The organism is Aestuariimicrobium sp. G57 (assembly GCF_050110855.1).
GTDB lineage: Bacteria > Actinomycetota > Actinomycetes > Propionibacteriales > Propionibacteriaceae > Aestuariimicrobium.
This window is the reverse complement of sequence record NZ_JBNINW010000001.1, coordinates 622260-640961: the sequence shown is the minus strand read 5'-3', so window position 1 is coordinate 640961 and position 18702 is coordinate 622260. Positions and strand designations below refer to the sequence as shown.

Sequence of the window (18702 nt, the reverse complement as noted above, 5' to 3'; positions counted from 1 at the left end):
AAGAGCCCGCGGGGGCGGCGCGGCCCGTGTTGGCTGCGCGCCGCCCCCGCGATACGGATCAGGCCTGGGCGCGCTCGATGAAGGCGACGGCGTCGCCGACGGTGTTGAGGTTCTTGGCGTCCTCATCGGGGATCGAGACGCCGAACTTCTCTTCGCAGGCGTAGATGATCTCGACCATCGACAGCGAGTCGACGTCCAGGTCATCGGTGAACGACTTGTCCAGCTGGACGTCTTCCACGGCCACGCCGGCCACGTCGTTGACGATCTCGGCGAGGTCTGCGCGGATCTCTTCGGTGCTGGCCATCTGGCCCTCCTTGTTTCTTGTGGGTTGGGTCTTGCTGTGGGTGGGTGTTGCAGTGAGAAGTGTTGCGCTGCCTCAGGGCAGGCGCAGCACCTGTCCGGCGTAGACGAGTCCAGCGCCGAAACCAATGGTGAGGGCGACATCGCCCGACTTGGCCTTGCCCTCGGCCAGCAGCGCATCCATCGCCAGCGGGATCGAGGCAGCCGATGAGTTGCCCATGTGGGTGATGTCACGGGCGATCACGACGTCGTCCGGCAGGCTCAGGTGGCGAAGCATCGAGTCGGTGATCCGGTTGTTCGCCTGGTGGGGAATGAACACGTCCAGGTCTTCGGGGGCAAGGCCAGCCACCTCGAGCGCCTGCTTGGTCTTCTCGGCGATCGCGGTGGTGGCCCACTTGAACACGGCGCGGCCCTCCATGGTGATCTTGGGGATGTCGCCCTTGTCGACGGTGTCCCAGGCATGGATGTCGATGACCGGGGCCTGCGAACCGTCAGAGCCCCAGACGGTGGGGCCGATCGACGGCTCGTCGGACGGGCCGATCACGACGGCACCGGCGCCGTCGCTGAACAGGAAGGCGGTGGATCGGTCGGCGAGGTCGATGAACATGCTCAGCGCCTCGACGCCGATGACCAGGACGTTGCGGGCGAGACCGCCGCGCACTAGCGCGTCGGCCTGGCCGACGCCGTAGCAGAACCCGGCGCAGGCGGCCGAGATGTCGTAGGCGGCCGGGTCCTGGATGCCCAGGCCGTCGGCGACCAGCACGGCCAGCGACGGGGTCTGCTTGAAGTGGCTGACGGTGGCGATGAGCACTGCGTCGACCTCGTCGGGCTGCAGGCCGGCGCGCTTGATGGCCTCGACGCCCGCCTCGAGCGCCATGCTCAGCGCGGTCTGGTTCTCATCAACCCAGCGCCGCTCGACGATGCCGGTGCGCTGCTGGATCCACTCGTCGCTCGAATCGATGTAGGTGCACATCTCGGCGTTGTCGACGACGCGGTTGCCGCGGACGCCGGCCACGCTCAGCAGTCGTGAGTAGGCGGGGCCGGTGGCGGTCTTGATCGTGGCCAAGGTAGGTCCTTTGTCTAGCGAGTGGTGCAGCGAGTGGCGGTCTGGCGAAGGTGAGGGGTGGGTTTCAGGCGTGCGCGTCGACGAAGGCGCGGGCGTCGTCCAGCTGGTCGGGGGTGTTCAGCGAGAACAGTTCGACGCCCTTCAGGTTGCGCTTGGCGATGCCAGTGAGGGTACCGGCCGGCGGCAGTTCGAGCATGCCGGTGACGCCCAGGTCGGCCATGGCCTGCATGCACAGGTCCCAGCGCACGGGGTTGGCGACCTGGTTGACCAGTCGCGCCAGGTAGTCCTGGCCGTCGTGGACGACCTGGCCGTCGGCATTGCTGAGCAGCTTCGCGCGGGGTGCGTGGGTGGTGATGCCCCCGGCCAGCTGGTCGAGGCGCGCGACGGCCGGCTTCATGTGCTTGGTGTGGAACGCGCCGGCCACGCTGAGGGGGAACAGCCGCGTGCGGGCGGGCGGGTTCTCGGCGAAGGTTGCCAGCTGCTCGACGGTGCCCGCGGCGACGATCTGGCCCGAGCCGTTGTTGTTGGCGGGGGTCAGGCCCGCAGCGGTGATCGCGGCCAGTATCTCGTCCCGGTCGCCGCCGATCACTGCGGTCATCGACGTGGGCCGCACGGCGCTGGCCTCGGCCATCAGGCGGCCACGCTCGCGGACGAAAACCATGGCGGTCTCGGCGCTGATGACACCCACGCCGGCCGCAGCGGTGATCTCGCCGACCGAGTGCCCGGCGACGACCCCGACCTTGTCGTAGGCATCACCGGGGTGGCCGAACAGTTCGAGGGCGGCGAGCATGCCAGAGGCGACCAGCAGGGGCTGGGCCACGGCGGTGTCGCGGATGGTCTCGGCGTCCGCCCCGGTGCCGTAGTGGGTCAGGTCAACCCCGGCGACGGTGCCCAGCCAGTCAAGCCGTGCGGCGAACGTCGGCAGTTCCAGCCAGGGGGCCAGGAAGCCGGGGGTCTGGGCGCCCTGTCCGGGCGCGACGATTGCAAGCACGCCATCAACCTTGTCTGATTCTCAGCATTTTCGTAGGAACGGCATGCACGAAAACTGTGACGGCCAACTTGTGGGGATCCCACAAAGCGCCCACCGTGTGGGGGTGTTCGGCCTTGTCGGGATGCACTGAAACGGGCGGGCTGTGCGATCCTCAGTCCTTCGGCGACGTGCGCCCGGCCGAGAGCCTGCCCAGGGTGATCGCGAGCCGCAGCACGTAGGCATCCCGCGGATCGGTGGGGGAGTACATCGTCACGTCCTGGATGCGCTTGAGCCGGTAACGCACCGTGTTGGCGTGCACGAACAGTGCCCGCGAACTCGCCTCGACCGAGCAGCCGTGGTCGAGGAAACTGGCGCAGGTCGTCAGCAGGTCACCGCCTGCCGCCAGCAGTGGTTGGTAGATGTCGTTGACCAGGATCCGGCGGGCGTGCCCGTCGCCTGACAGCGCGCGTTCGGGCAACAGTTCCACCGCCGAGACGACCCGCGGGCCTTCGGGCCAGGCTGTCGCCACCCGATGCCCCGACATCGCCGCGCGCGCCGAGAGCGAGGCGTCCACCAGGTCTTCGACCACGGGGCCGACCACGATGCTGCCCTCACCGAAGCGGCCCGCGAACTTGGTCGCCAGGGCCACGGCTGCGCCCGCAGAACCCGGTCCGGTGCCCAGGTCGGTGCTGCCCAGGATCACCACGAGCCGCTCACCCTGCACCGCGGCCAACGCGTTGACCCGGGCGCGTTCGGCCTCGCGGCGCACATCCTCTGCAGCCGAACTGGTCTCGTCCGGGGCATCGCCGACGACGACGGTGACAGGCGTGCGTGCCTGCCAACCCAGCGTGGACGCGCGTGAGACCACGGTTTCGTCGGCCTCGGCGCGCATGACGGCATCGACCACGAGCGCCTCGAGCCGGGCATCCCAGGTGCCGCGTTGCTCGGCGGCGCGGGCATAGACCTCGGCGGCGCTGAAGGCGACATCGCGGGAGTAGTACATGATCGCGGTCGACAGCACGGCGCGGTCATTGCGCGGCATGTGCTGGATCTGTTCCTCGACCACGCCGATGGTGGTGCGCACCAGCTCGACGGTCTGGCGCAGGGTGATCTTGCGGGTCAGGGCACGTGGGGCGGCATCGAACATGTTGCCGGGGTTGACCCGGGTGCCGGGTTCGGCCGCGAACCACTCGACGAAGCCGTCGATGCCGGTGCGGGCGACGATCGTGATCCACGAGCGTTCATCGGCGCCGAGGGCGCGGAACCACGCGAGGCGTTCTTCCATCGCGCTGAGCGCGGCGGTGGTCATGGCCGAGATGGTGCCCGAGAGCCGCTTGACCAGCGCATTGCGCGCCCGGGCCGACGAGACGAGGGCATGGGCCGTTCCCGGGACAGGCTCTGCCATGCCCACCTCCCTGTTCTTGCGCGCCTTGGATGGTGAGCATATCGACCCGGGAACGGGTTTGGTGCTGCGGCGGGCTCAGCAGTCGGCCCACAGGTCGGCCCACCTCGAGAGGTCACTATCTGCAGAACACGTCGATGGGATCTGCAGATGGTGACCTCTCGGCGTCCACAAGGGGTTGAGCCGGCGGGTGGGGTCGGCGCATCCTGGGGCCCGCCGAAAATACGTTCGAAAAGCTTGCCGCGGGGTCTTGGCTCGGGCCCGTTGGGCGGATAGAATAGAACGTAGGTGCTAATCGTTCGAGCCCAGTCAGTGGAACCCAGGCAACGGAGAGGGGTGGTCGTGATGGGTGGTCCGGTGTTCCCGGAGGATGTTGATGCGGGTGCGAAGCGTGCGATCCTGGTCGACCTGCGGCAGGCGTATGCGGCGCAGCGGCGGGCTGAGGCGGAGTCGTTCCGGTTGCTGACCGAGGCCGCGAGCCTGTATTTCGTGGTGCCCGGGGGCGCGTCGGAGTCGGTGTTGCATGGGGAGCGGCTCGAGGCGGTGGGCGGTGATGGGGTGCCGCTGGTGGCCGAGTTCTGCGTGGTCGAGATCGCGGCGTTGATGGGCATGACCACTGATCAGGTGCAGGTGGGGCTGCGGCATGCGTTGGATGTGCGGTACCGGTTCCCGGCGACGTGGCAGCACGTGATGGGCGGCGGGTTGCGGGTGTGGCAGGCCGAAGAACTCGCGGCGGTGACGCACCGCTTGCCCGCCGAGCTGTGTGCGGTGATCGATGGTGAGCTGTCGGCATTGGTCGGCACGATGCCGTGGCAGCGGCTGCGGAAGGGACTGCGGGCCCGGGTGCTGGAACTCGACCCCGACCCCGCCAGGAAGGGCCGGAACCTTGCGCGGGGCCGTCGGCGGGTCGACTTCGATGAGTCGGACGAGGGCATCACCGGCATGTCTGCGGTGCTGGACGCGGCGGACGCGGTGTTCCTGAACGCGCAGTTGACGCGGCTGGCGGGCATCCTGGGCGAGGCGGGCAGCACCGACACCCTCACCCAGCGTCGTGCCACAGCGCTGGGGGTGTTGGCGTCACCGGCGCGGGCGTTGCAGTTGTTGCAGGCCTCGGTGCAGGACGCGCTGCCCGATGATCTCGATGATCTTGACTTGGAATGTCCGGCGCGGGGTCAGCGTGGGCATACCTGCGGCACGGTGACGGTGGACCCGGACCGGTTGTTGCCGAAGGCCGAGTTGGTGGTGCACCTGACTGATGCGACCCTCGCCTCCGGTGAGGGGCTCGCGCGGTGCACCGCCTCGGGGCCCGAACGGTTGGATCCTGGTCCGGTGTTGGCGGGTTGGGTGAAGGACCTGCTGGGGCATGCCCGGGTGACGGTGCGTCCGGTGCTGGACCCCGGCGGGGTGGCGCCGGTCGATTCCTACGAGGTGCCGGCGGCGATGCGCCGCTCGGTGCTGTTGTGCAACCCGTACGAGGTGTTCCCGTTCGCGAAGCGTGCTTCTGCGGGGCTTGACCTGGACCACACCCGGCCGTGGGCGTCGTCCCGGCAGGCATGGGTTGACCAACTCGGCGACCCTGTGGGCGAGCGGCAGCCCGAGGATGACCCGCCGTCACGGATTGGGAACCTTGCGCCGCTGTCCCGCAGGGTGCACCGGGCCAAGACCCACGGCGGCTGGACACTGGCCCAACCCTCACCCGGAATCTTCTTGTGGAAGTCACCGCTGGGCTTCGGGTACCTCGTCACGCCCAGCCACAGCTGGCTGATCATGGACCCCACCGGCCAGATCCTGCCCCGCCAACAACCCGCCACAGTCGCCGCCTGACTGAGCTGCGGACGCCCTTATGCTGCGATGGTGAGCACCTTCGACCCCACCGACCCTGCCGAGCCCGCCGCCACCGCCGTGGCCCATCTGCGCGAGACGGCCTTCTGGATGGAGCGCTCGCGCCAGCAGAGCCGCCGTGTCGAGGCCTACCGCAAGGCGGCCGACGCCATCGCCGCACTCGACCCCGCCGACCTGCTCGTGCTGCACGAGTCAGTGGGCGGGGTGCAGCAGGTGCCCGGTGTCGGCAAGTCGACCGGCGCTGTGATCACCGCCGCGCTCGAGGGCGGCACCGCCCAGACGCTGGTCGCGCTGCGTGAGCAGGGCGGCGCGCCGCTCGCGTCGTCCGAACTGGTCACCCGGCTGCGGGGCGACCTGCACACCCACACCACGTGGTCGGACGGCGGGTCGCCGCTGGCCGAGATGGTCGCGACCGCCGAGCGACTCGGACGCGACTACCTGGCGATCACCGATCATTCGCCGCGGCTGCGGGTGGCCAACGGGCTCGACGCCGCCCGGCTCGCTGCGCAGTGGGAAGAGATCGATCGGGTGCAGCCCAAGCACCCCGGCATCCGGGTGCTCAAGGGCATCGAGGTTGACATCCTGGACGACGGCAGCCTTGACCAGGCAGCCGACATGCTTGCCCGCCTCGACGTGGTCGTCGCGTCGGTGCATTCGAAACTGGCGATGCCCGCCGATGCCATGACCCGGCGCATGGTCACAGCCATCGCCAACCCGCACACCACCGTGCTCGGCCATTGCACCGGCCGGCTCGTCGAGGGGGAGCGCGGCCTGCGCGACCAGTCACGCTTCGACGCCGAGGTCGTCTTCCAGGCCTGCGTCGAGTTCAACGTGGCCGTCGAGATCAACTCCCGTCCCGAACGCTGCGACCCCCCGGACGACCTGCTGGCGCTGGCGCTCGACATGGGCTGCCTGTTCAGCATTGACACCGATGCGCACGCACCGGGGCAACTGGACTTCCTGCAGTACGGCGCGGCACGGGCCGAGGCGGCCGGGGTGCCGGACGAGCGCATCATCACGACCTGGCCGGTGGCGCAGCTGCTGGAATTCAGCCGCGCCCGGCGAAGTGCTTGACCATTTCGAGCTCCCGGGCGTCCGGGTTCAGGGGGTAGGGCCTGGCCTCGCCGGTGAGTTCGTAGCCGCGGCGCAGGTAGAAGGCGATGGCGCGGGCGTTGTGTTCGTGCACCTCGAGCAGCAGTCGGTCGAAGCCCTGGTCGAGTGCCCAGTGCTCGGCCAGCTCGACGAGCCGGTCGGCCACGCCCGAGCCGCGCACCTCGGGCCCCACGTAGACCGCGCCGAGCCAGCAGCGGCGTGGGGTCGAGAACCGGTCGACCTGGGCCATCGCGTGGCCGCGCCAGCGTCCGTCGGAGGCCACGGCCACCAGGGACACCATGACGTCGGGGGCGGCGATCCGGTCGGCGTGGCGTCGGCGCCAGACGTCGTCGGGGGTGGCCAGGGCGTCGTCAAGGGTCTGCAGGAAGGCGATGGGCTCGTCCTCGAGCATCTCGAGGCGCAGGTCGCGCCACTGCGCCCACTCATCGGCGTGCGCGGTGCGGTAGTCGAGCTCGGTCACAGGACCAATTCTGGCCTGCTGGTGGGCCGCCGACCAGCAATTTCGCGCAGGAGTGGCTGCGTTAATCGGGGTCGTTGGCACTGTGTCATTGGTCACGAGTAGGCTGGCCGCACCTCTACGAAAGGACAGTTGGAGTGAGCGCCCGCGATGAAGTCGGCCCGATCCTGAACGGTCTGCCGACGAACCTGCCGGACACCGACCCGGATGAGACGCAGGAATGGATGGACTCGCTGGAGGGGGCGATCGAGAGTGGCGGCCGCAACCGGGCGCGCTACCTGATGCTCCGCCTGCTTGAGCGGGCTCGTGAGCGCCAGATCGGTGTGCCGTCCCTGACCAGCACTGACTACGTCAACACGATCCCGCCCGCACGCGAACCCGAGTACCCCGGCGACGAGGCCATGGAACTCGAGGTGCGACGCATGCTGCGCTGGAACGCGGCGATCATGGTGCACCGGGCGCAGCGACCTGACATCAGTGTGGGCGGCCACATCTCGACCTACGCCTCGGCGGCCACGCTGTACGAGGTGGGCATGAACCACTTCTGGCGCGGCAAGGACCACCCGGGCGGCGGCGACCAGGTCTTCTTCCAGGGCCACGCGAGCCCCGGCATGTACGCGCGCGCCTTTCTCGAGGGACGCCTCGACGAGCAGCGCATGGACGGCTTCCGCCAGGAGTTCTCGGCGCTGAAGGACGGCAAGCCCTACGGCCTGCCCAGCTATCCGCACCCGCGCCAGATGCCCGACTTCTGGGAGTTCCCCACGGTCTCGATGGGTATCGGCCCGATGAATGCGATCTACCAGGCGCAGTTCAACCGCTACCTGCACAACCGCGGTGTCAAGGACACCTCGCAGCAGCACGTGTGGGCGTTCCTCGGCGACGGTGAGATGGACGAGCCGGAGTCGCGCGGGTTCCTGCAGCTGGCGGCCAACGAAGAACTCGACAACCTGACGTTCGTCATCAACTGCAACCTGCAGCGCCTCGATGGCCCGGTGCGTGGCAACGGCAAGATCATCCAGGAGCTCGAGGCGTTCTTCCGCGGTGCCGGCTGGAACGTCATCAAGGTCATCTGGGGCCGCGAGTGGGATGAACTGCTCGCCCAGGACGACGACGGTGCGCTGGTCAACCTGATGAACGCCACCACCGACGGCGACTACCAGACCTACAAGGCCAACGACGGCGCCTATGTGCGTGAGAACTTCTTCAACCGCGACCCCCGCACCGCGGCCATGGTGCGCGACTGGTCCGACGAGCGCATCTGGCGCCTGTCGCGTGGTGGGCACGACTACCAGAAGGTCTACGCGGCCTACAAGTCGGCCACCGAGTTCACCGGCGCCCCCACCGTCATCCTGGCCCAGACCATCAAGGGCTACATGGTGGGCAAGCACTTCGCCGGCCGCAACGCCACCCACCAGATGAAGAAGCTGTCGCTCGAAGACCTCAAGAACTTCCGCGACCGGCTGCGCATCCCAATCAGCGACGAGGTGCTCGAGGCTGATCCGTACGCGCCGCCGTACTACCACCCCGGCATGGACGACCCGCGCATCAAGTTCATGCGCCAGCGCCGTGAAGAACTGGGTGGCTCGCTGCCCGAACGTCGCGAGAGCACCAAGGCGCTGAAGCTGCCCGAGGACAAGGCGTATGCGTCGTCCAAGAAGGGGTCGGGCAACCAGCAGATCGCCAGCACCATGGCGTTCGTGCGCCTGCTCAAAGACCTGATGCGCGACAAGGAGTTCGCGCCGCACGTCGTGCCGATCATCCCGGACGAGGCACGCACGTTCGGCATGGACTCGTTCTTCCCGACCATCAAGATCTACAACCCGCACGGCCAGAACTACACCCCGGTCGACCACGAGCTGATGCTCGCCTACCGTGAGGCCACCAACGGGCAGATCCTGCACACTGGCATCAACGAGGCCGGTTCGGTCGCTGCGTTCACGGCGGCGGGCACGGCCTATGCCACCCATGGTGTGCCGATGGTGCCGATCTACATCTTCTATTCGATGTTCGGCTTCCAGCGCACGGCCGACTTCATCTGGGCGGCGGCCGACCAGCTGGCCCGTGGTTTCCTGCTCGGTGCGACCGCCGGCAAGACCACCCTGACCGGTGAGGGCACCCAGCACATGGACGGCCATTCGCCGCTCATGGCCGCCACCAACCCGGCGGTGCTGTCGTATGACCCGGCCTTCGGCTTCGAGATCGCCCACATCATGAAGCGCGGCCTCGAGCGGATGTACGGCGAGAATTCCGAAGACGTCATCTACTACCTGACCGTGTACAACGAGCCGATGAAGCAGCCGGCCGAGCCGGAAGACCTGGACGTCGAGGGCCTGCTCAAGGGCATGTACCTGCTGGCACCGGGCAACTTCGACGGTGTCGGCCAGGACGCCCGCCGGGCCCAGCTGCTGGCCTCCGGTGTCGGTGTGCCGTGGGCGCTCGAGGCCCAGGAACTGCTGAAGAACGACTTCGGTGTCGTGGCAGACGTCTGGTCAGTCACCAGCTGGTCCGAGCTGCGCCGCGAGGCCATGGCCAGCGACGAGCAGAACTTCCTGCACCCCCAGCAGGGCAAGCGCGTGCCGTATGTCACCCAGGTGCTGGCGGACCGTCCGGGCCCGGTGCTGGCGGTCAGCGACTACATGCGCCAGGTGCAGGACCAGATCGCCCAGTGGGTGCCGACCGACTTCGCCTCGCTCGGCGCGGACGGCTTCGGGTTCTCGGACACCCGCGCGGCTGCCCGTCGTCATCTGCACATCGACGGCCCGTCGCTGGCGGTGCGCACCCTGCAAGTGCTGGCCCAGCGCGGCGAGGTGCCGGCGGAATGGGCACAGCAGGCAGCGGAGAAGTACCGACTGCTGGATGTCACCGCGGGCACGTCGGGCACGGCGGGCGGCGACGCCTGACCGGGGTTCGGCCCGAGTGAGCGTGACAAGGATGGGGGCCTTCGGGCCCCCATTTTTGTGGGGCGGGGTGGACGAGCCCACCGCCGGCTCACCCCCGATCTTTCGCGCGCCCGGCATCTCTGGCAATCTGTAGCCCAAGGGTCCACCGACCGGCGGGGGACAGGTCCGAGGAGGGTTGGACGCAGGTGGTAGCCGCGACAGAGCGGGAACGTGGAGTGCGCCAGGTGATGGGCTTCGAAGAGGGCATGGTCGTCCAGGAACTCGGTTGGGACTCCGATGTCGACGAGGACCTGCGCAACCTGGTGATGGACGCCATCGACGACGAGTTGGTCGACGAGGCGGTCGAGGCCGTCGATGCGGTGCTGCTGTGGTGGCGCCTTGAGGACGGCGAAGTGGCAGACGGCCTGGTGGATTCATTGACCGACCTGTCCTCGACCGGCGTCATCTGGCTGATGACCCCGAAGGTGGGCCGCGATGGCCACATCGACGCGAAGGACATCGCCGAAGCAGCCAACACGGCTGGGCTGTCGCTGACCTCCCCGGTGGACATGTCCGACCACTGGCAGGTGCAGAAGGTCGTGCGGCCCCGCGGCGCCCGCCGCTGAGCCGCCGGCCTCCCGGCCGCCGATCAGCCCCTCAGCGCAGGATGTCGTAGCTCTGCAGGCGCTTGCGGTCCTGCTTCGAGCCCGACTCCTGCAGCGACAGCAGCTGGGCATAGATGCCGCCGCTGGCTGCCAGTTCGGCCGGGGTGCCGATCTCGTCGATGCGCCCGTCCTCGATCGTGATGATCCGGTCGACGGTGGCGATCGTCGAGAGCCGGTGGGCGATGATGATGCTGGTCCGGTCGACCATCAGCTCTTCGAGGCCCGCCTGCACCAGCCGCTCCGACTTCGTGTCCAGGGCGCTGGTGGCCTCGTCCAGCACCAACACTGGCGCGTCCTTGAGCATCGCCCGGGCCACGGCGATGCGCTGCTTCTGGCCGCCGGACAGCTTCAGCCCCCGCTCGCCGATCACCGTCTGGTAGCCATCGGCGAACTTCTCGACGAACTCCGCCGCATTGGCCCGCACGGCCGCCTGGCGCACCTGTTCGTCCGTGGCCCACGGCGCGCCGTACTTGATGTTCGCCTCGATGGTGCCCGAGAACAGTGACGCATCCTGGAACACCACGCCGACCTCGCGCCGCAGCGTGTCGAGCCCGTGCGCGGTGTGCGGCTTGCCGAACAGCTCGATGCTGCCACTGCGCGGCGGGAACAGCCCCATCAACAGGTTCACGATCGTGGTCTTGCCACCGCCCGATTCACCCACGAGGGCGATGCGTTCACCGGGCTGCACCGTGAACGTGATGTTGTCGAGCACATTCGGTTCCTGGTCATAGCCGAAGCCGACATCGCGGAACTCCACCGCGGCCGCACCCGGGACAGGTGCCGGCAGTTGCTGCGTCGGGCTGACCGGGTCGAGTGATGCCCCCGGCTCATCCTGCTCGTCCAGCACCGAGAAGTAGTCGCGCGACCCCGCGAGCGCTCGTTGGGTTGAATCGACCAGGAAGCTCATGCCGGTGACCGGCCCCTTGGCCATGCCGACCAGCTGGATCAGCAGCACCATCGTGCCGAGGCTGAACCGGCCGTTCATCGTCTGCACCAGGATCATCGCGTTGATGCCGAAGAAGATCACGGCGAGCACGGTGCGCCGGATGCCGTCCATCTGGTGCCACCACTTCGACTGCGGCCTGGTCAGGGCAATCGTCTCGGTGTACTCGTCGTTGAACCGGTCGAGCTCGCGGCGCTGTGCGACGAAGCTCTTGACCACCCGCATCTGCGAGATGACTTCGGCGAACATGCCACCGGCGATGTCGACGTGCTCGTTCTTGGCCTTCTCGTAGCGCTGCCAGCGCTCGCTCGTCAGCGCCGTCAGCCACGTGTAGACCGGGAAGATCAACACCAGCAGCACCGTCAGTGGCCAGTAGTAGAACCCTGTCACCGCCAGCGCCGCCACCAGCGTGACGATCATCGGCAAGAAGTTGTTGCTCACCATCTGCATGAAGTTCGACAGTTCGCTGATCGAGCGGGTGAGCCTGGCGATGATCGCGCCGGACAGGTTGTTGTCGAAGTAGCTCTGTGGCAACCGCAGCAGCTTCGAGTAGTACCGCGACGACAGGATCGCCCGCATGCGCATCGACATCACGTCACCGAGGTAGCCCCCGATGTTGCTCAACAGCGCGTTGATCACCTCGGCCGCCAGGATCGCCGCCGCGAACCAGATCACCGTCGAGACCGGGCTCGGCTGCCCCTGGATGCGCTTGACGACGTGGTCGGTGGCGCCCTGCAGCAGGAACGGCGAAGCAAGGGCGGTCACCGCCAACAACACCGAGATGACGGCAATGGCGATGTAGTACGCCTTCAACTCGTCGACGTGCCGCAACAGCTTCCACAACGAACCCATGTCACCCTCCGGTTGGCAAACCGTGACAACCCTAGTCCCCGCCCGACCGCGTCGACCACGGTGACACCGCGGTGACGCCCGTAAGCGCTCAGGGATATTGCCATGGGCGCAACCGCACCTGCTGTGGGAGCATGGACGAGACGAAAGGACGAGACATGGCAGAGCTGAAGGACCGACTCAAGGCCGACCTGGTCGCCGCGATGAAGGCCAGGGACGAGCAGGCGAAGTCGACGCTGCGCATGGTGATTGCCGCCATCGGTGTCGAAGAGGTCGCCGGCGACGCAGCCCGTGAGCTCAGCGGCGCCGAGGAACAGGCCGTCGTCACCAAAGAGGTCGCCAAGCGCCGTGATTCCGCCCAGGCCTACACCGACGGAGGTCGTCCCGAACTCGCGCAGAAGGAGACCGCGGAGGCGGAGTTCCTGCAGCAGTACCTGCCCGCACCACTGACCGAGGACGAACTCGACCAGATCATCGCCGAAGAGGTTGCCGCAGCCGAAGCCGCCGCCGGCGAGAAGCCGACCATGAAGCAGATGGGCGCGATCGTCAAGGCGGTCAATGCGCGGGTCGCCGGACGCGCACAGGGCGCGGTCGTGGCGGGCAAGGTGAAGGCATCGCTGGCCTGATCCGCGCGACCGTCCACACCCCCTCACCCGGATGACCGCCTTCAGCTACGGCATCGGCACGCTCGGTCGCGACATGCTCGCGGCCATGGTGTCGACCTACCTGCTCTTCTACATCACCGAGGTGCGCCTGGTCAGCGGCGTGCACCTGGCCGCGATCACGGTCGTGATGGTGTTCATGCGCATCTTCGATGCCCTCAACGACCCGTTCATGGGCATGGTCGTCGACAACACCCGCACCCGGTGGGGCAAGTTCAAACCCTGGCAGGCGCTCGGCGCCGTGCTGTGGGCGGTCGCGGGCGTCGGCATGTTCACCGGGTGGGACGCCCAGGGCTGGGCATTCGTGGCGGTCTTCTTCCTGGTCTACCTGGCCTACGAGGTCAGCTACACCATCAACGACATCTCGTACTGGGGCATGCTGCCCTCGCTGTCGCGCGACCAGGCCGAACGGGCCCGGATCGGTTCGGTGGCCCGCATCTCGGCGAGCATCGGGCTGTTCGCGGTAGTGGTCGGCATCGTGCCGGGCACCCACTGGCTTGAGCGGCAGCTGGGCTCGGCGCAGGCGGCGTGGACGACCGCCGCCGTGATCGCGGCCGGCATGATGCTGCTGTTCCAGGTGGCGCCGCTGCTGGGGGCACGCGAGCGTGTGCACGTGGTGACCGGCAACACCACGCTGCGCCAGCTGTGGCGTGCCATCGTGCGCAACGACCAACTCATGTGGACCACGCTCGGCATGGTGCTGTTCTTCACCGGCTACGGCACGACCGCCTCGATCGCCATCTACTTCTTCAAGTACGTCTTCGGCGACCTGCATGCCTACACGGTCTTCGCGGCCGTGCTGGGCGTGACCCAAGTGGTGGCGCTCGCGTTGTTCCCGCTGGTCAGCAAGGTGGCCGGCCGGTTCACGATCCATGCGTGGGCCACGGCCATGATCGCCGTCGGCTACCTGGGTTTCCTGGCGGCCGGCCGCAACCTGGCGCTGGTGCTGGCGGCGGCGGTGCTGATGTTCGCCGGTCAGGCGGCGGTGCAGTTGCTGATGGTCATGTTCATCGCCGACTCGGTCGAGTACGGCCAGTGGAAGCTCGGTCGGCGCAATGAGTCGATCACGTTTGCGCTGCAGCCGTTCATCTACAAGTCCTCGGGCGGGTTGTCGACCGGCATCGTCGGCGCGGCGCTGCTGCTGGCGGGCATCGGCCGGTCGGCGAGTGACCCCGAGACCGGTCCGGTGGTCATCGACGAGGGCCCTGCGTGGATCCTGCGGGTGGCCATGATCATCGTGCCGCTCGCGCTGGTGGTGGCCAGTTGGGTGGTGCTGCGGGCGCGCTACCGGCTCGACGAACAGACCTATGCCGGCATCGTCGCCGACCTGCGGGCCCGCGAGGCTGCCCTGGACGAGGCGGAAGGATGAGCCTGCCGGTGACGCGCCGCTCCCGGCTGCGAGACCTGTTGGCGACGCCGGTGGGTCGCGATGCGACCGACAAGGTCGTCCTGTTCTCGGGGGTGCCGGCCTGGGTGCCGCGGCTGGTGGGCGGCCTGCGCCTCGACACGCTCGACCGGCTGGTGCGCCCGATCGTCGGTGAGGGGCTCGTCGACGCGCTGATCGGTCTGGCCAACGCAGGTCTTGGCAGCGCGGCACAGGACGAGCCCAGCGCGGGGGAGCGGGAGCCGGTGACGGGCCCGCAGCCGTGGTGGCGTTCGGCGGTCTTCGCCCAGGTCTACCCACGCAGCTTCGCCGACAGCAATGGCGATGGCATTGGTGACCTGCGCGGCATCATCGACCACCTCGACCACTTCACCGACCTGGGCGTCGATGCGCTGTGGCTCTCGCCGGTGTTCGACTCACCCAACCGCGACATGGGCTATGACGTGCGCGACTACCGGGCCGTGATGGCCGAGATGGGCACGCTCGACGACCTGGACGAACTGATCGCGGGCTGCCACCGGCGCGGGCTGCGCATCGTGCTCGACCTGGTCGTCAACCACACCTCGACCGAGCACCGCTGGTACCAGAAGGCGCTGGCCGACCCCGACAGTGCCGAACGTGGTTACTACTTCTTCCGCGACGGGAACGCCAGCCAGCCGCCGAACAATTGGAACTCGTTCTTCTCGGGGCCGGCCTGGCGCTGGGAACCATCGGCCAACGCCTGGGCGCTGCACCTGTTCGACCAGAACCAGGTCGACCTCAACTGGGACAACCCGGCCGTGCGCCGCGAGGTCGCCGACATCGTGGGCTGGTGGCTCGACCGGGGTGTCGACGGCTTTCGTCTGGACGTCATCAACTACATCTCCAAGCAACCCGGCCTGCCCGACGGGCACCCGTTCGTGGGGCGGCTGTTCGGGTTCACCGGCATCGAACACTACTTTCACGGGCCGATGCTGCACGAGCACCTGGCCGCACTGCGCCGTGACGGCTTCACCCGCCCGGACGGCACCACCGCCGTGATGATTGGCGAGACCCCCGGCATCGGCATCGAGACGGGACGGCTGCTGAGCGGGGCCGGACGCGGCGAACTCGACCTGGTCTTCAACTTCGATGCCCTCGAGACCCCTGGCCATACCCGCTGGGACGACTACCGCTACAACCTGGGCCATCTCGTCGACTTCTGGCTCGACTACAACGCCCGCGTGACCGACGACTGGGTGGCGCTGTTCCTCGAGAACCACGACAACCCGCGCATGGTCAGCAAGGTTGCGGGGCAGCGGGCCGCAGACCCGGCGGTGCGGGTGCGGGTGGCGCGACTGCTGGCCACGCTGCTGCTGACCATGCGGGGCACCCCGTTCCTGTTCCAGGGCCAGGAACTCGGTGCCGTCAACGAGCCCTTCCGGGGCATTGACGACCTGCGTGACGTCGAGTCGCTGAACCGGTACGCCGAGCTCGTGGCCGGTGGCATGCCGGCCGCGAAGGCCTGGCGGCAGGTGCTCGCCGGGTCACGCGACCATGCCCGCACCCCCATTCGGTGGACCGAGCACCAGGACGATTCCAGCCGCTGGTTGAGGGGTCACGATCGCACGCCGGGGTTCTCGGTCGAGGCGCAGCGCGACGACCCGCGCTCGGTGCTGGCCTGGTACCGCGCGCTGCTGGCCCTGCGACGCGCGCACCTGGCGCTGGCCACCGGTGACATCGAGTGCGTGCACCGCAGCCGTGACCTGGTGGCCTGGTTGCGCAGCAGTCCGGACGAAACCTGGCTGGTCGAGGCGAACCTGGGGGGCAGGGTGCGGCGGCGTCCACGCCTGGGCGTTGCTGCGGTCGAAGTGCTGGCCACGACGACGGGCGGCGACGCGGCCCGGCTGGCGCCCTGGTCGGCCGTGATCAGTCGTCTGCGCTGACCAGTCGCGTCCGCTGAGGGTCTGGCGCGCGGGGCGGGCACCCGCCCATAATTGGCAGTGCAGCCCCGTTCGTCTGCCGCCCGACAGGTGACCCGGACTGACGTCCTCGGGAGGCTGACATGTGGTCCGATCCGCTCACCATCAACCAGGTCACGCTGCCGAATCGCCTTGTCAGGTCGTCCATCGGCGGCCGGATGGCCTATTACGACGGCACCGTGAACGGTGCCTGGTCGAATTTCGAGAAGCGGTTCGCCGAGGGCGGCGTCGGCGCCATCATCTCGGCCACCCTCACCATCGACGAGCGGCGCTGGTCACCGCTGGAATATCCCAAGATCAGCCACGACCGGTTCATCGCGCCGCTGCGCCGCGGGGTGCGCAAGGTGCAGGCGCTGGGCACGAAGTACCTGGTCCAGTTGGGCGACCCGGGTTACCACACCCAGACGAGCCTGTTCAGCCAGCGCACCGACTCGGCGTCAGCCTCGTCCGGGTTCGACCTGCTGTTCGGGTACCGCAACTCGCGCTTCGCACTGACCACGGGCGAGGTCGAACAGGTCGTCGTGAACTTCGCCGACGCCGCCCGACGAGTGCGCGACATCGGCTGTGACGGCGTCGAGGTGACGGCGTCGAAGGGCTACCTCATCCACCAGTTCCTCAACCCGGGCATCAACCGTCGTACTGACAAGTACGGGGGCTCGGCGCAGGCACGGTTCCGGTTGCTCGCCGAGATTGTCACGGCGATCCGCGAGGCGGTGGGTCCAGACTTCCTGTTCGGGGTGCGGCTCTCGGCCAGGGACTACAACCACCTGCCGCTCAACCTGCGCCTGCCACCCTCGCTGCCGCTGCGGGGCTGGTGGTTCGGCAACGACATCGACCAGACCATCGACTACGGGCGCCAGCTGCGCGACCTGGGCGTCGACTACCTGCACATTTCGAATGGCTTCGGCTTCATCAACCCCCGCGAGAACCCCGGTGACCTGCCGGTTGATGAAGTGCGCATGTTCATGGATTCCACGGCGCACCTCACGCGGAAGGCCAGGCTGCGCTCGGGCCTGCTGCGGCTGCCCAGGGCCCTGGTGCGCCCGGCCATGAACATCGGCTGGGGTGATGCGCGCACGCTGAACCTGGACGACGCTCGCCGCTTCCGGGCCGAGGTCGGGCTGCCGGTCATCGCCAACGGCGGGTTCCAGCGCCGCTCCGACATCGAGGCCGCGCTCGCCTCAGGCGCCTGTGACGTGGTGTCGATGGCGCGTCCGCTGCTCGCCAACCCCGACCTGCCCAAGCTGTTCGGGGCGGGGCACGAGCAGCCGGAGCGGCCGTGCACCTTCTGCAACCGGTGCACGATCCGCACGACGATGTTCCCGTTGGGCTGTTATGACCGCAGTCGGTTCGACTCCGACGAGCAGATGGAGCAGCAGATCATCCGCTGGTCGGCGACGCTGGACGAACAGGCCGAGCTGGATGAACAGGCCGAGGAGCTCCAAGGGACATGAGCTACCCGCGACGCGGGGTGGGCGCAGAGGGACTCGAACCCCCGACTCCCTGCTTGTAAGGCAGGTGCTCTAACCAACTGAGCTATGCGCCCCGCAGGCGAGAACTCTACCAAGCGGGCCGCGCAGCTGGCTCAGCTGATCTTGAGCGTGGTCATGCAGGTGGCGTCCTCGGTTCCCAGCGACGAGAACGGCGCAGTGCCGGTCTTGCCGTCAGTGGTGGTCACGGTGACGTTGCCCTTCACACCCTTGGGGATCCAGAAGCCCACGAAGCCGTTGCCGGCATAGGTCGTGGTCGACTCGTCGACGAGCACCGTGCCGTCCTCGGCGGTGATCTTCACCTGGACGGGCAGGTCCTTGAGTTCGCCGTTGCAGGTGCCGAGCGAATGGAAGTGGCATTCGTGCGTCCGGTTCTCGTACGGGGCAACCGACAGGTAGAACTTGTCGGCCGGCAGCGGCACCACGGTCGAGCCCTGGTCGTCCTGCAGCAGCAGGCCGTCGGGACGCACCGAGGCGAAGAAGCTGAACGGCCGGGGGTTGGCCGACTGGTCGAGTTCGGTCACGATCTGCTCACCGGACTTACCGGTGAACCCGAGTCGCTTCAGCACGGTGGCATCGGCGGTGGCAGTGGGTGCCGGGCTCGTCGAGGTGGACGCACCTGAGCAGCCGGCAAGCACGAGCAGGCACACGGCGACCAGCGCCGGCAAGATCTTTCGCATGCGTCCACGGTAAGGGTGCCCTTGCCCGCACCCTGCGGCAGGGATGGGCAATTCCACGAC

General features: G+C 68.1%; 15 protein-coding genes and 1 tRNA gene. 8 read left to right on the top strand and 8 right to left on the bottom strand.

What is annotated here, in order from left to right; all coding sequences use genetic code 11:
* Positions 1 to 58 precede the first annotated feature (58 nt).
* The 4 genes from ACQCX5_RS02955 to ACQCX5_RS02940 all read right to left on the bottom strand — a co-directional run bounded on the left by ACQCX5_RS02955 (position 59) and on the right by ACQCX5_RS02940 (position 3645).
* Positions 59 to 304, bottom strand: coding sequence for an acyl carrier protein (locus ACQCX5_RS02955; protein ID WP_434540487.1), 246 nt, complete (start codon positions 302 to 304; stop codon positions 59 to 61).
* A gap of 72 nt (positions 305 to 376) precedes the next feature.
* Positions 377 to 1366 (bottom strand): beta-ketoacyl-ACP synthase III, encoded by a 990-nt coding sequence (locus tag ACQCX5_RS02950; RefSeq protein WP_434540486.1) that lies wholly within the window; start codon positions 1364 to 1366, stop codon positions 377 to 379.
* A 64-nt stretch (positions 1367 to 1430) separates the two neighbouring features.
* Positions 1431 to 2357, bottom strand: coding sequence for an ACP S-malonyltransferase (locus tag ACQCX5_RS02945; protein WP_434540485.1), 927 nt, complete (start codon positions 2355 to 2357; stop codon positions 1431 to 1433).
* Between the two features lie 151 nt (positions 2358 to 2508).
* The gene (locus ACQCX5_RS02940; RefSeq protein ID WP_434540715.1) at positions 2509 to 3645 is read right to left on the bottom strand and encodes a PucR family transcriptional regulator; all 1137 of its coding nucleotides are present in this window, start codon (positions 3643 to 3645) and stop codon (positions 2509 to 2511) included.
* A gap of 438 nt (positions 3646 to 4083) precedes the next feature.
* Between ACQCX5_RS02940 and ACQCX5_RS02935 the strand changes: the two genes are divergently transcribed.
* A complete protein-coding gene (locus ACQCX5_RS02935; protein ID WP_434540484.1) occupies positions 4084 to 5562 on the top strand; it encodes a DUF222 domain-containing protein in 1479 nt (492 codons plus the stop codon).
* A gap of 30 nt (positions 5563 to 5592) precedes the next feature.
* Positions 5593 to 6654: a PHP domain-containing protein gene (locus tag ACQCX5_RS02930; RefSeq protein ID WP_434540483.1), complete on the top strand. Its 1062-nt coding sequence runs from the start codon at positions 5593 to 5595 to the stop codon at positions 6652 to 6654.
* On the opposite strand, the gene ACQCX5_RS02925 is transcribed toward ACQCX5_RS02930, so the two are convergent.
* Positions 6629 to 7153 carry a GNAT family N-acetyltransferase gene (locus ACQCX5_RS02925; RefSeq protein ID WP_434540482.1) on the bottom strand — a complete coding sequence of 175 codons (525 nt, stop codon included), beginning with the start codon at positions 7151 to 7153 and terminating at the stop codon, positions 6629 to 6631. The genes ACQCX5_RS02930 and ACQCX5_RS02925 overlap by 26 nt on opposite strands.
* Positions 7154 to 7287: 134 nt before the next feature.
* Between ACQCX5_RS02925 and aceE the strand changes: the two genes are divergently transcribed.
* Both aceE and ACQCX5_RS02915 read left to right on the top strand, forming a co-directional pair.
* Complete coding sequence (gene aceE / locus ACQCX5_RS02920) at positions 7288 to 10050, top strand: pyruvate dehydrogenase (acetyl-transferring), homodimeric type (protein WP_434540481.1); 2763 nt, start codon at positions 7288 to 7290, stop codon at positions 10048 to 10050.
* A gap of 227 nt (positions 10051 to 10277) precedes the next feature.
* Positions 10278 to 10655 (top strand): DUF3052 domain-containing protein, encoded by a 378-nt coding sequence (locus ACQCX5_RS02915; RefSeq protein ID WP_434540714.1) that lies wholly within the window; start codon positions 10278 to 10280, stop codon positions 10653 to 10655.
* 31 nt (positions 10656 to 10686) lie between these two features.
* Here the strand turns inward: ACQCX5_RS02915 and ACQCX5_RS02910 are convergent, their stop codons facing one another.
* Positions 10687 to 12489 (bottom strand): ABC transporter ATP-binding protein, encoded by a 1803-nt coding sequence (locus tag ACQCX5_RS02910; RefSeq protein ID WP_434540480.1) that lies wholly within the window; start codon positions 12487 to 12489, stop codon positions 10687 to 10689.
* Positions 12490 to 12620: 131 nt separating this feature from the next.
* Between ACQCX5_RS02910 and ACQCX5_RS02905 the strand changes: the two genes are divergently transcribed.
* From ACQCX5_RS02905 to ACQCX5_RS02890, 4 genes are all read left to right on the top strand, one after another.
* Positions 12621 to 13112, top strand: coding sequence for a GatB/YqeY domain-containing protein (locus ACQCX5_RS02905; protein WP_434540479.1), 492 nt, complete (start codon positions 12621 to 12623; stop codon positions 13110 to 13112).
* A 31-nt stretch (positions 13113 to 13143) separates the two neighbouring features.
* Positions 13144 to 14517 carry a glycoside-pentoside-hexuronide (GPH):cation symporter gene (locus ACQCX5_RS02900; protein ID WP_434540478.1) on the top strand — a complete coding sequence of 458 codons (1374 nt, stop codon included), beginning with the start codon at positions 13144 to 13146 and terminating at the stop codon, positions 14515 to 14517.
* Positions 14514 to 16436, top strand: coding sequence for an alpha-amylase family glycosyl hydrolase (locus ACQCX5_RS02895; protein WP_434540477.1), 1923 nt, complete (start codon positions 14514 to 14516; stop codon positions 16434 to 16436). The genes ACQCX5_RS02900 and ACQCX5_RS02895 overlap by 4 nt, the downstream gene beginning before the upstream one ends.
* Before the next feature lie 119 nt (positions 16437 to 16555).
* On the top strand, positions 16556 to 17926 hold the full coding sequence (locus tag ACQCX5_RS02890; RefSeq protein WP_434540476.1) for a tRNA-dihydrouridine synthase: 1371 nt from the start codon (positions 16556 to 16558) through the stop codon (positions 17924 to 17926).
* Between the two features lie 18 nt (positions 17927 to 17944).
* Here the strand turns inward: ACQCX5_RS02890 and ACQCX5_RS02885 are convergent.
* Positions 17945 to 18018: transfer RNA gene (locus ACQCX5_RS02885), tRNA-Val, on the bottom strand.
* 39 nt (positions 18019 to 18057) lie between these two features.
* Positions 18058 to 18642: a CueP family metal-binding protein gene (locus ACQCX5_RS02880; RefSeq protein ID WP_434540475.1), complete on the bottom strand. Its 585-nt coding sequence runs from the start codon at positions 18640 to 18642 to the stop codon at positions 18058 to 18060.
* Between the last annotated feature and the right edge of the window lie 60 nt (positions 18643 to 18702).